The organism is Enterobacter cloacae complex sp. SYL001 (assembly GCF_049237025.1).
In the GTDB taxonomy this organism is placed as follows: domain Bacteria; phylum Pseudomonadota; class Gammaproteobacteria; order Enterobacterales; family Enterobacteriaceae; genus Enterobacter; species Enterobacter intestinihominis.
The window spans coordinates 107820-120526 of record NZ_JBMKJI010000006.1 but is presented as its reverse complement, the minus strand read 5'-3'; the positions used below and the strand labels follow the sequence as shown (position 1 = coordinate 120526).

Sequence of the window (12707 nt, the reverse complement as noted above, 5' to 3'; positions counted from 1 at the left end):
ATGTTTATGTCGTCAGCTATTGCTGGTCCGATTCTGCCAGGTCGTCTTGCTCCTGGCCCAAGAGCGATAATTCCAACAATGCATAACGGTGCTCAACGAAGTTATGTACGTTGTTAGCAACCGCTAATTTGAACAGTGCCGTAGCGCTGTCCATATCCCCCAGACTTAGGTAGTACTTACCTAAATAGAAGTTGGTTTCACTGAGATGCTCAGCGAGCGAGGTGTTATCCGTTGCGTCCGCCTTGAGGCGTTCCATCAGCGTTGCTTCGCTAATGTTGCCCAGGTAGAACTCGACAATGTTCCATCCCCACTGTTCCTTGTCCGATTTCTCGAAGCGCTGTTTCAGTGCTTCTTTGGCCTGCTTCTCATCGAGCTTCTGCTCAACGATGTAAAGCCACAGGCTGCGGAAAGGATCATTAGGATCGTCTTGATAAAACGCCAGCAGATCATCTTGCGCTAACTTATCACGACCGCCGTAATACAAGGCGATACCGCGATTCAAGTGCGCGTAGTTGTAAGTTGGATCAAGCTCAAGTACAGAATCAAACGCTTCATAGGCAGCATCAAAATTGCCTGCCTGCGTTAAATAAATGCCTAAGTAATTGAATACTTCAGGCATATCAGGTCGAATTGCCAGCGCTTGTGAAAAATCATTTCGCGCTAATGCCCTCAGACCGAGACTATCATACAACACTCCGCGCTCATATAAAAGCTGTGCGCGTTCGTCATCGGTTAAAGCCCGACTGGCAAGTATTTGTTCCATGCGTGCCAGAATCACTTCCTGCTGCAAAGTCGGTTGCAATGGCACTGCGAGGACTTCGCTCTTACGCCAGGCAGAGTTGCTGCATCCTGCCAGCGTTAAAGCTGTCGCAACGAAACACCAGCGCAAAAAAGGCTTCATTTCCCACTCCCGAAGACAACTATTGGATGAACGTCCTGTCCCCCGGCGGCTTAACAAGGCGTCCTGCCTGATAATAAGCCCTCCGCCTGCGCGGAGGGCAAATGGCAACCTTACTCGCCTTGCTGTTCGGCAGCCGGAGCTTCCGGCGCCGCAGCAGGCTGAGACTGCTCGGTTGCTTCTTTAATGCTCAGACGGATACGGCCCTGGCGGTCAACTTCCAGAACTTTCACCGGTACTTCCTGACCCATTTGCAGGTAATCGGTCACTTTCTCAACGCGCTTGTCAGCGATCTGAGAGATATGTACCAGACCTTCTTTACCGCCACCGATGGCAACGAATGCACCAAAGTCAACGATACGGGTCACTTTACCATTGTAGATACGGCCCACTTCGATTTCTGCTGTAATCTCTTCGATACGGCGGATAGCATATTTCGCTTTCTCACCGTCGGTTGCTGCGATTTTCACAGTACCGTCATCTTCGATTTCGATGGTGGTGCCCGTTTCTTCGGTCAGTGCACGGATAACAGAACCGCCCTTACCGATAACATCTTTGATCTTGTCTGGATTGATCTTGATGGTGTGAATACGCGGAGCGAATTCAGAGATATCACCGCGTGGTGCGTTGATAGCCTGTTCCATCACGCCCAGAATGTGCAGACGCGCACCTTTAGCCTGGTTCAGAGCAACCTGCATGATCTCTTTGGTGATACCTTCAATTTTGATATCCATCTGCAGGGCAGAGATACCGTCGCGGGAACCCGCCACTTTGAAGTCCATATCACCCAGGTGATCTTCGTCACCCAGAATGTCAGACAGAACAACGAAGTTGTCGCCTTCTTTCACCAGACCCATTGCGATACCCGCAACGGCGGCTTTGATCGGCACGCCTGCATCCATCAGCGCCAGAGAGGCACCACACACGGAAGCCATGGAAGAAGAACCGTTGGATTCAGTGATTTCAGACACGACACGTACAGTGTACGGGAATTTGTCTGCTTCTGGCATTACTGCCAGCACGCCGCGCTTCGCCAGACGACCGTGACCAATTTCACGACGCTTCGGTGAGCCAACCATACCGGTCTCGCCCACAGAGTACGGAGGGAAGTTGTAGTGGAACAGGAAGCTGTCAGTGCGCTCGCCCATCAGTTCATCGATGTTCTGTGCGTCACGTGCAGTACCCAGGGTAGCGGTAACCAGCGCCTGGGTTTCACCACGGGTGAACAGCGCGGAACCGTGAGTACGTGGCAGCACGCCAGTACGCACATCCAGACCACGGATCATGTCCTTTTCACGGCCATCAATACGCGGCTCGCCTGCCAGTACGCGACTACGAACAACGTTTTTCTCGATAGCGTGCAGGATTTCGCTCAGCTCGTTAGCGTCCAGCGTTTCGTCTTCCGCGATCAGGGTTGCGATGGTTTCATCTTTGATCACGTCAACCTGAGCATAACGCTCCTGTTTGTCTGTAATGCGATATGCATCGCTCAGACGAGATTCTGCCAGTGCAGCTACGCGTGCGTTCAGGGCGTCGTTTACCGCTTCTGGCTGCCAGTCCCAACGTGGTTTACCGGCTTCTTTCACCAGGTCGTTGATGTTCTGGATAACAATCTGCTGCTGGTCGTGGCCGAAGACCACTGCGCCCAGCATCTGGTCTTCACTCAGCAGTTCTGCTTCAGATTCAACCATCAGAACTGCTGCTTCAGTACCGGCAACAACCAGGTCCAGCTTACTCTCTTTCAGCTCTTCCTGAGTTGGGTTCAGCACGTACTGGTCGTTGATGTAACCGACGCGCGCGGCACCGATTGGGCCATTGAATGGGATACCAGACAGTGACAGGGCAGCAGACGCACCGATCATCGCTACGATGTCCGGGTTAACCTGTGGGTTAACGGAAACAACGGTTGCGATAACCTGCACTTCATTGACGAAGCCTTCCGGGAACAGCGGACGAACCGGGCGGTCAATCAGACGCGCGATCAGGGTTTCGCCTTCGCTTGGACGGCCTTCACGACGGAAGAAGCCACCCGGGATTTTACCGGCAGCGTAGGTACGCTCCTGGTAGTTCACGGTCAGTGGGAAGAAGTCCTGACCTGGTTTAGCTTTTTTCTGGCCAACTACGGTAACGAATACAGCAGTGTCATCCATGCTTACCATTACGGCAGCAGTAGCCTGACGAGCCATCATGCCGGTTTCCAGCGTGACGGTATGCTGACCATACTGGAATTTACGAACGATCGGATTCAGCAAAATTCTGTCCTTTCTTAAATGTTTGAAAGCACACCTCAGGTGTGCTGACGATTTAACCCGACCTTCTTCGCATCCTCGCGACTAATGACAACCGACACCCCCATGGGTGAAGCCTCTCATTAGCCGCGCGAACCTCTGCAATGAAGATCATTTATAGCAACAATACAATAGTTTCCCCTGAATTGCTGCCGTCTGGTTGAAAAAAGGGGCCATCAGGCCCCCTTTTCTGAAACTCGCAAGAATTAGCGACGCAGACCCAGACGCTCGATCAGCGCGGTGTAGCGTGCAACATCTTTACGCTTCAGGTAGTCGAGCAGTTTACGACGCTGAGAAACCATACGCAGCAGACCACGACGGCTGTGGTGATCTTTTTTGTGCTCTGCAAAGTGACCCTGCAGGTGGTTAATCTGTGCAGTCAGCAGTGCAACCTGAACTTCGGTAGAACCGCTGTCGTTAGTACCACGACCAAACTCAGAAACGATTTTAGCTTTAGCTTCAACGCTTAGAGACATTTTCAAACTCCAAAGTATAAAGAATGTAAGGATGCCGATCTCTAATTCAGCTATCCCATGTACGCCCCGCAGATTGTTAAACAATTTACCAGGCGTTAAGCGGCGATATTCTACTCGTCTCCCCTGCTTATCGCAAGGTGAGGCGTTATCACCGTCACGCTTCGACCGGGTATTCGACGACCAGACGACGCGGGGCAACGCGCCCTTCACCGTCCATTTCGCCCATCCCGATAAACTTGCCTTCCTCCCCTTCCGTCACACGGACCAGGCCCTCAAGCGGCGCCCCCGTTGTGCGGACCGGGTTTCCGTTCTTAAAATAAACGGACGATGTTAAAGGAAGATTAACAACCGGGAAATCTGCTGCCGGACTGTCCATTGGCATCAGCAGCGGATCCAGCAGATCTGCCGGCGCAATTCCCTGCGCTTGCGCCTGTTCAGCCAGGGCGTGCAGATGCTCAAGCGTTACCATACGTTCGACCGGATACTTGCTGACCGCCAGACGACGCAGATAAATCACATGCGCGCCGCAGCCCAGCTTTTCACCGAGGTCGTCAATGATGGTGCGGATGTAGGTCCCTTTCGAGCAGTGCACTTCCAGCTCCAGCTCATCACCTTCGTGGCGAATGAACAGCAGCTCATACACGGTAATCGGACGGGCTTCACGCGGAACGTCAATGCCCTGACGCGCATATTCGTAAAGCTTCTTGCCCTGATATTTCAACGCCGAATACATCGACGGCACCTGCATTGTGTCGCCCCGGAAGCTCTCCAGCGCCGCATCAAGTTGCTCTGCGCTGAAGGTTACCGGACGCTCTTCAACGACCTGACCATCCGCATCGGAAGTGTCCGTGCGCTGGCCCAGTTTGGCAATCACGCGGTAGCGCTTATCGGAATCCAGCAGATACTGGGAAAACTTTGTCGCTTCACCCAGGCAGATCGGGAGCATCCCGGTTGCCAGCGGATCCAGCGCGCCGGTGTGCCCCGCGCGATTGGCGTTATAAATACGCTTTACTTTTTGCAGCACGTCGTTGCTGGATGCGCCCTGTGGTTTATCCAGCAACAGCACGCCATGCACGTCACGACCGCGACGACGAGGACGACTCATCAGTCCTCCTTGCTGTCGTCCGCCGGGTTAACACGACGCTCATCGTCATGTTTCACCACGCTGGTCACCAGGTTGGACATACGCATACCCTCAACCAGCGAGTTGTCGTAGAAGAAGGTCAGCTCCGGCACAATACGCAGACGCATCGCTTTGCCAAGCAGAGAGCGGATGAAACCAGAGGCTTCCTGCAGCGCTTTAATGCCGTTCTTCACGGCGTCTTCATCCTGGTCATTCAGGAATGTCACAAACACTTTGGCGTACGCCAGGTCGCGGGACATTTCCACGCCAGACACGGTGGTCATTATCCCCACGCGTGGATCTTTGATTTCACGTTGCAGAATGAGAGCGATCTCTTTCTGCATCTCCTGCGCGACGCGCTGTGGGCGACCAAATTCTTTCGCCATAATAAATTCTCCAGACAAAAAAGGGGCTTAAGCCCCTTTTTAAAATTACTGCCGGGTGGCGCTTCGCTTACCCGGCCTACGCTAATTAATCTTCAGTTGACGAAGATTACGCGATGGTACGCTGAATTTCGATGATCTCGAACACTTCGATCATATCGCCAACGCGAACGTCGTTGTAGTTCTTAACACCGATACCACATTCCATGCCGTTACGAACTTCGTTAACGTCATCTTTGAAGCGGCGCAGGGATTCCAGCTCACCTTCGTAGATAACCACGTTGTCGCGCAGTACGCGGATTGGGTTGTGACGCTTAATGGTCCCTTCGGTAACCATACAGCCCGCGATCGCACCGAATTTCGGTGATTTGAACACGTCACGTACTTCAGCCAGACCGATGATCTGCTGTTTCAGCTCAGGAGACAGCATGCCGCTCATCGCTGCTTTCACTTCGTCAATCAGGTTATAGATGACGGAGTAGTAACGCAGATCCAGGCTTTCAGCATCGATAACTTTACGCGCAGATGCGTCAGCACGAACGTTGAAGCCAACCAGGATAGCGTTGGACGCGGCTGCCAGGGTTGCGTCGGTTTCGGTGATACCACCTACGCCAGAACCGATGATCTTCACTTTCACTTCGTCGGTAGACAGTTTCAGCAAGGAGTCGGAGATCGCTTCCACAGAACCCTGTACGTCCGCTTTCAGAACGATGTTCACTTCGTGAACTTCGCCTTCAGTCATGTTGGCGAACATGTTCTCGAGTTTAGATTTCTGCTGGCGAGCCAGTTTCACCTCACGGAATTTACCCTGACGATACAGCGCCACTTCACGTGCTTTCTTCTCGTCACGTACCACGGTTACTTCGTCACCGGCAGCCGGAACACCGGACAGGCCGAGGATTTCCACTGGGATGGACGGACCCGCTTCCAGCACTTCCTGACCCAGTTCGTTACGCATCGCACGAACGCGACCGTATTCGAAACCACACAGAACGATGTCGCCCTTGTGCAGAGTACCTTCGCGAACCAGAACGGTTGCAACCGGACCACGACCTTTATCCAGGAAGGATTCGATTACCGCGCCGCTCGCCATACCTTTACGAACCGCTTTCAGCTCCAGAACTTCAGCCTGAAGCAGGATAGCGTTCAGCAGGTCGTCGATACCGGTACCTGCTTTTGCAGATACAGGGATGAACTGCGCTTCACCGCCCCACTCTTCCGGCATAACGCCGTACTGTGACAGTTCGTTCTTAACGCGATCCATATCGGCTTCTGGCTTATCGATTTTGTTGACTGCAACAACCAAAGGCACCTGCGCCGCTTTCGCGTGCTGGATAGCTTCAATGGTCTGTGGCATCACGCCATCATCGGCAGCAACAACCAGAACAACGATATCCGTTGCCTGAGCACCACGAGCACGCATTGAGGTAAACGCTGCGTGGCCTGGGGTATCCAGGAAGGTGATCATGCCGTTTTCGGTTTCTACGTGGTAAGCACCGATGTGCTGGGTAATACCACCCGCTTCGCCGGAGGCAACCTTAGTAGAACGAATGTAGTCAAGCAGAGAGGTTTTACCGTGGTCAACGTGACCCATGATGGTCACAACCGGTGCGCGCGGTTCAGCCGCTGCGCCCGTATCACGGTCGCTCATTACTGCTTCTTCCAGCTCGTTTTCACGACGCAGGATAACTTTGTGGCCCATCTCCTCGGCAACCAGCTGTGCGGTTTCCTGGTCGATGACCTGGTTGATGGTGGCCATTGCGCCCAGCTTCATCATCGCTTTGATGACCTGAGAGCCTTTCACCGCCATCTTGTTAGCCAGTTCGCCAACGGTGATGGTTTCGCCGATCACAACGTCACGGTTAACGGCCTGAGCTGGCTTCTGGAAGCCCTGCTGCAGAGCGGAACCTTTACGCTTACCGCCTTTACCACCGCGAACCGCTGCACGTGCTTCTTCACGGTCAGCTTTAGATTCAGCGTGCTTGTTACCTTTTTTCGCAGGACGCGCCGCTTTTGTACTGCGAGTACGGCCACGACCACCTTCAACTTCACGGTCGTTATCGTCTTCTGCCTGACGTGCATGCTGAGAGGTGGTGACGTGATAATCGCTGTTGTCTTCAGTTGGTTCAGCGGTATTCACACCGTTCTTCTCGTTTTCTTCTGCCATGCGACGCGCTTCTTCGGCGACGCGGCGAGCTTCTTCTTCAAGCTTGCGGCGGGCTTCTTCTTCCGCTTTACGCTTCAGCTCGGCAGCTTCATTTTCACGGCGGGCTTTTTCAGCCTGGGCAGTTTTGGTCATTTCGTCGGTCTGTTGATTGCTCACTTTGTCTTTTTCCGCAGCGTCACGCTTCGCTTTTTCACCGGCGTCGCGTTTCGCTTTTTCTGCGGCCTCACGTTCAGCTTTTAATTCTGCTTCGCGTTTAGCAGTGGCTTCTGCCTCACGCTGAGCTTGTTCTTCCGCTTCACGCTGTGCCTGCTCTTCCGCAGCAAGGCGTTCTGCCTCTTGCGGATCACGTTTTACAAAGGTGCGCGTCTTGCGGACTTCAATTTGTACCGATTTGCTTTTGCCACCGGTACCAGGGATGTTCAACGTGCTACGCGTTTTGCGCTGCAGCGTTAACTTGTCAGGCGTAGAGCCGTGTTCACGGTTCAGGTGCGCTAACAAGGTTTGTTTTTCTTGCGCGGTCACCGAGTCATCAGCGGCCTTCGGGATCCCTGCATCAGCAAATTGCTGTACCAGGCGGTCCACGGAGGTCTGAATCTCAGCAGCCAGCGATTTTACAGTTACATCAGTCATGCTGTTCCTTCCTGCTACAGTTTATTACGCTTCGTCGCCGAACCAGCAAATATTACGTGCGGCCATGATGAGTTCGCCGGCTTTCTCGTCGGTTAAACCTTCGATATCAGCCAGGTCATCAACGCCTTGCTCAGCGAGATCTTCCAGCGTACAAACACCACGGGCAGCCAGCTTGAACGCAATCGCACGATCAAGACCTTCCAGATTCAGCAGGTCATCAGCCGGCTTCTTATCGCCAAGGCTTTCTTCCTGAGCCAGCGCCAGGGTGGTCAGTGCGTTTTTAGCGCGTTCACGCAGGGCTTCAACGGTTGGTTCATCCAGACCGTCAATTTCCAGCAGCTCTTTCATTGGCACGTAGGCCAGTTCTTCCAGCGTAGAGAAACCTTCTTCAACCAGCACAGTGGCGAAGTCTTCGTCAATGTCCAGGTATTTGGTGAAGGTATCGATCGCCGCGTGGGCTTCAGCCTGATGCTTGGCCTGAAGGTCATCAACGGTCATCACGTTGAGTTCCCAGCCGCTCAGCTGTGACGCCAGACGTACGTTCTGACCGTTACGGCCAATCGCCTGCGCCAGGTTGCCCGCTTCTACAGCGATATCCATGGTGTGTTTGTCTTCGTCAACAACGATAGACGCCACATCAGCCGGTGCCATTGCGTTGATCACGAACTGCGCCGGATTGTCGTCCCACAGAACGATATCAATACGCTCGCCGCCCAGTTCGGTAGAAACCGCCTGAACACGTGCGCCACGCATACCGACGCAAGCACCGACCGGGTCGATACGCTTGTCGTTGGTTTTCACCGCAATTTTCGCACGGGAACCCGGATCGCGGGCCGCCGCTTTGATTTCGATAACTTCTTCGCCGATTTCCGGCACTTCGATACGGAACAGTTCAACCAGCATTTCTGGTTTAGAACGCGTCACGAACAGCTGTGCACCACGTGCTTCAGGACGTACGGCATACAGCACACCACGAATACGGTCGCCTGGGCGGAAGTTTTCACGCGGCAGCATGTCTTCACGCAGGATAACGGCTTCAGCGTTACCCGGCAGCCCTTCGGATTTGATCTCCAGAGAGATGTTATCGCGGTTCACTTTCTTCACCACGCCAGTGATGATTTCGCCTTCCTGATCGCGGAACTGATCGACAACCAGCGCGCGCTCGGCTTCGCGAACTTTCTGCACGATAACCTGCTTCGCGGTCTGGGTGGTGATACGGTCGAAGGTGACAGATTCAATCTGATCTTCAACGTAGTCACCCACGTTCAGACTTTCGTCTTCAAAACGTGCCGCTTCCAGGGTGATCTCTTTGGTCGGTTGGGTCACTTCTTCAACGATTACCCAACGACGGAATGTATCGAAGTCACCGCTTTTACGATCGATTTCTACGCGAACATCGATCTCTTGTTCGTATTTTTTCTTGGTTGCTGTAGCCAGTGCACTTTCCAGCGCTTCGAAAATCTTCTCACGCGGCAGTGATTTCTCGTTGGAGACGGCTTCAACAACAGCCAAAATTTCTTTGTTCATCGCGGGCTTTTCACCTCAATCCAGACTGTTAAAAGTGGGGAACCAGGTTCGCCTTCTGGATATTACTCAGCGCGAACACTTCATCTTTGCCTTCGACTGTCACCGTGATCATTTCACCATCAACGGCTTTGATAATTCCCTGCCATTTACGGCGGTTCTGTACGGCCATACGCAGAACGAGAGCCACTTCTTCACCGGTAAAGCGCACATAGTGCTCGGCCGTGAACATCGGACGATCGAGGCCAGGTGAGGAAACTTCCAGGTTGTACGCAACGGTAATCGGATCTTCAACATCAAGAACCGCACTCACCTGGTGGCTGACATCAGCACAATCATCAACATTGATGCCATCTTCACTATCAATATAGATGCGCAGCGTCGATGTGCGGCCGCGAACGAATTCGATGCCGACCAGTTCGTAGCCCAGTGCTTCGACCGGTGCAGTAATCATCTCTGTTAATTTTTGCTCTAATGTGGACAAGCCCACCCCCAAGACATAAAAAAAGGGCGTAAAGCCCAGTTATTCTGTAGTCAGATAACAAAAAACCCCGATAAATCGGGGCTTTAGATAACTGAACCCTATAGCCACAACTGTGGCCTGGAGCACTTTCCGAAAGAATTTTTTCAAATCCAGCTACGAAGGCTCTAAGTCTTCACAGTATATTTGAAAAAGAACTTTATAGGAAAGTGGTTGCGGGGGCCGGATTTGAACCGACGACCTTCGGGTTATGAGCCCGACGAGCTACCAGGCTGCTCCACCCCGCGCCTGAAACGTGGCAAATTCTACGCGTTTTGGACAGAATTTGCAAATAATGCTGGGATTTGGTACCGAAGACGGGACGTAAAATCGGCGTTTAGTATATTGATAGTTGACCCCACCTGTCAACCCAGCTTCTGCCAGACAGAACAGACCAATTTTTTTACAAAAAACGCACGAGTCTCTTTCGGTCTTCGACAAAAGATGATTAAATGAATACTCACTTATTTTGCATAAAAATGCACAAGAGAGCGAAAGCGGTCTCTAATCAGTCAATCAAGCAGGGTTTTATTCTATGACGACGATTCTCAAGCATCTTCCGGTAGGACAACGTATTGGCATCGCTTTCTCAGGCGGCCTGGATACCAGCGCTGCACTGCTGTGGATGCGCCAGAAGGGAGCGGTTCCGTATGCATATACTGCGAACCTGGGTCAGCCGGACGAGGAAGATTATGACGCGATCCCTCGTCGTGCCATGGAGTATGGCGCAGAGAACGCGCGTCTGATTGACTGCCGTAAGCAACTGGTCGCTGAAGGCATTGCCGCTATCCAGTGCGGTGCTTTTCATAACACTACCGGCGGCCTGACCTATTTTAATACCACTCCGCTGGGTCGTGCTGTCACCGGCACCATGCTGGTCGCCGCCATGAAAGAAGATGGCGTGAACATCTGGGGTGATGGCAGTACCTATAAAGGCAACGATATTGAACGTTTCTATCGTTACGGTCTGCTGACCAACGCCGAGTTGCAGATCTACAAACCGTGGCTGGATACCGACTTCATCGACGAACTGGGTGGCCGTCATGAAATGTCTGAGTTTATGATTGCCTGCGGCTTTGACTATAAGATGTCCGTTGAGAAAGCCTACTCAACCGACTCCAACATGCTGGGTGCGACGCACGAAGCGAAAGACCTGGAATTCCTGAACTCCAGCGTAAAAATTGTTAACCCGATCATGGGCGTAAAATTCTGGGATGAGAACGTGAAGATCCCGGCGGAAGAAGTGACCGTGCGTTTCGAACGCGGTCATCCGGTTGCCCTGAACGGTAAAACCTTCTCAGACGATGTTGAACTGATGCTGGAAGCAAACCGCATCGGCGGTCGTCACGGTCTGGGTATGAGCGATCAGATCGAAAACCGTATCATCGAAGCGAAAAGCCGTGGCATTTACGAAGCTCCAGGGATGGCGCTGCTGCACATCGCTTACGAGCGTCTGCTGACCGGTATTCACAACGAAGACACCATTGAGCAGTATCACGCTCATGGCCGTCAGCTGGGCAAACTGCTGTATCAGGGTCGCTGGTTTGATCCACAGGCGCTGATGCTGCGTGACGCCCTGCAACGTTGGGTGGCGAGCGCAATCACCGGCGAAGTGACGCTGGAACTGCGTCGCGGCAATGATTACTCCATCCTCAATACCGTGTCTGACAACCTGACCTATAAAGCAGAGCGTCTGACCATGGAGAAAGGTGAGTCAGTATTCTCTCCGGATGACCGTATCGGTCAACTGACCATGCGTAACCTGGACATCACCGATACCCGTGAGAAGCTGTTCAACTATGTTGAGAATGGCCTGCTCTCCGCGAATTCCGGTAATGGTCTGCCGCAGGTTGAGAACCTGGAACACAGCGATAAGAAGTAATCGACAGCAAGACATGCAAAAGGCGCCTAATGGGCGCCTTTTTTGTGGTCTTCGTAGGCCCGGTAAGCGCAGCGCCATCGGGCAAAACGGCGGGCGGCGCTGCGCTTACCCGCCCTACAATAGATCGGAAACACAGAATGTACAGACGAAAAAAAAGACGTCTTGCGACGTCTTTCTTCTGGAATATTGGTACCGAGGATGGGACTCGAACCCACAAGCCCGTTAGGGCACTACCACCTCAAGGTAGCGTGTCTACCAATTCCACCACCTCGGTACTGAATACTTACTGCGGGATATCGCTGGTTGGCTTAGCCGGTGCAGCTGGCTGAGTTTGCTCACTTTTTGCTGGCGCGCTCAGATTTTCCCACTCGCTTCCTTTACTGGTCTTGTTGCTATTGATATTGCCCAGCACCAGACTGATGATGAAGAACAGCGTAGCCAGAATCGCCGTCGTACGGGTCATGAAGTTCGCAGAACCACTTGAACCGAACAGCGTACCGGAAGCGCCTGCTCCGAAGGAGGCTCCCATATCAGCGCCTTTACCTTGCTGCAGCATAATCAGCGCTACGAGAGCGATGGCTACAATAAGGAAAATAACTAAAAGAGCTTCGTACATAATCAACCTGTTCCTTGCGGATTTGCCGCATACCAATGCTTCGACCATTTAGCAGGATTTTGTTTCCCACTGAAGCGGGTGTGAATACTAACCAAAGCGAATCACCTTCGCAAGGGCATTTTCGAGGCATTGTATCAACTGCGGAAAAAAACAGCAAAAAGCCATTAATTGCTTAAAACAAAGGCGGCAAACGCCGCCTT

Annotated in this window: 10 protein-coding genes and 2 tRNA genes; 1 reads left to right on the top strand and 11 read right to left on the bottom strand. The window is 52.7% G+C overall.

What is annotated here, in order from left to right; all coding sequences use genetic code 11:
- Positions 1-16 precede the first annotated feature (16 nt).
- The 9 genes from nlpI to ACOTZP_RS08755 form a co-directional block, all read right to left on the bottom strand.
- A complete protein-coding gene (gene nlpI / locus ACOTZP_RS08795) occupies positions 17-901 on the bottom strand; it encodes a lipoprotein NlpI (protein WP_003861782.1) in 885 nt (294 codons plus the stop codon).
- 110 nt (positions 902-1011) lie between these two features.
- Positions 1012-3150: a polyribonucleotide nucleotidyltransferase gene (gene pnp / locus ACOTZP_RS08790; RefSeq protein WP_022649515.1), complete on the bottom strand. Its 2139-nt coding sequence runs from the start codon at positions 3148-3150 to the stop codon at positions 1012-1014.
- 242 nt (positions 3151-3392) lie between these two features.
- Positions 3393-3662 (bottom strand): 30S ribosomal protein S15, encoded by a 270-nt coding sequence (gene rpsO / locus ACOTZP_RS08785; protein ID WP_003861789.1) that lies wholly within the window; start codon positions 3660-3662, stop codon positions 3393-3395.
- Between the two features lie 154 nt (positions 3663-3816).
- Entirely contained in the window at positions 3817-4767 is a 951-nt protein-coding gene (gene truB, locus ACOTZP_RS08780) for a tRNA pseudouridine(55) synthase TruB (protein ID WP_023298718.1), read from the bottom strand.
- Complete coding sequence (rbfA, locus tag ACOTZP_RS08775) at positions 4767-5171, bottom strand: 30S ribosome-binding factor RbfA (RefSeq protein ID WP_017382454.1); 405 nt, start codon at positions 5169-5171, stop codon at positions 4767-4769. Before rbfA ends, truB begins: the two co-directional genes overlap by 1 nt.
- A gap of 106 nt (positions 5172-5277) precedes the next feature.
- The gene (gene infB, locus ACOTZP_RS08770; RefSeq protein ID WP_022649517.1) at positions 5278-7965 is read right to left on the bottom strand and encodes a translation initiation factor IF-2; all 2688 of its coding nucleotides are present in this window, start codon (positions 7963-7965) and stop codon (positions 5278-5280) included.
- 24 nt (positions 7966-7989) lie between these two features.
- A complete protein-coding gene (gene nusA / locus ACOTZP_RS08765) occupies positions 7990-9492 on the bottom strand; it encodes a transcription termination factor NusA (RefSeq protein WP_003861798.1) in 1503 nt (500 codons plus the stop codon).
- A 28-nt stretch (positions 9493-9520) separates the two neighbouring features.
- Entirely contained in the window at positions 9521-9973 is a 453-nt protein-coding gene (gene rimP / locus ACOTZP_RS08760) for a ribosome maturation factor RimP (protein ID WP_014833432.1), read from the bottom strand.
- A 207-nt stretch (positions 9974-10180) separates the two neighbouring features.
- Positions 10181-10257 (bottom strand) — tRNA-Met (locus tag ACOTZP_RS08755).
- 287 nt (positions 10258-10544) lie between these two features.
- Between ACOTZP_RS08755 and argG the strand changes: the two genes are divergently transcribed.
- Positions 10545-11891 carry an argininosuccinate synthase gene (gene argG / locus ACOTZP_RS08750; RefSeq protein ID WP_022649518.1) on the top strand — a complete coding sequence of 449 codons (1347 nt, stop codon included), beginning with the start codon at positions 10545-10547 and terminating at the stop codon, positions 11889-11891.
- Between the two features lie 187 nt (positions 11892-12078).
- Here argG and ACOTZP_RS08745 read toward each other — a convergent pair.
- Positions 12079-12165 (bottom strand) — tRNA-Leu (locus ACOTZP_RS08745).
- 9 nt (positions 12166-12174) lie between these two features.
- Entirely contained in the window at positions 12175-12507 is a 333-nt protein-coding gene (gene secG / locus ACOTZP_RS08740) for a preprotein translocase subunit SecG (protein WP_022649519.1), read from the bottom strand.
- Between the last annotated feature and the right edge of the window lie 200 nt (positions 12508-12707).

Excerpts from the sequence above, each read along its gene's own strand:
- nlpI (WP_003861782.1), bottom strand. The coding sequence starts at position 901 with ATGAAGCCTTTTTTGCGCTGGTGTTTCGTTGCGACAGCTTTAACGCTG.
- rpsO (WP_003861789.1), bottom strand. The coding sequence starts at position 3,662 with ATGTCTCTAAGCGTTGAAGCTAAAGCTAAAATCGTTTCTGAGTTTGGT.
- truB (WP_023298718.1), bottom strand. The coding sequence starts at position 4,767 with ATGAGTCGTCCTCGTCGTCGCGGTCGTGACGTGCATGGCGTGCTGTTG.
- rbfA (WP_017382454.1), bottom strand. The coding sequence starts at position 5,171 with ATGGCGAAAGAATTTGGTCGCCCACAGCGCGTCGCGCAGGAGATGCAG.
- infB (WP_022649517.1), bottom strand. The coding sequence starts at position 7,965 with ATGACTGATGTAACTGTAAAATCGCTGGCTGCTGAGATTCAGACCTCC.
- nusA (WP_003861798.1), bottom strand. The coding sequence starts at position 9,492 with ATGAACAAAGAAATTTTGGCTGTTGTTGAAGCCGTCTCCAACGAGAAA.
- argG (WP_022649518.1), top strand. The coding sequence starts at position 10,545 with ATGACGACGATTCTCAAGCATCTTCCGGTAGGACAACGTATTGGCATC.
- secG (WP_022649519.1), bottom strand. The coding sequence starts at position 12,507 with ATGTACGAAGCTCTTTTAGTTATTTTCCTTATTGTAGCCATCGCTCTC.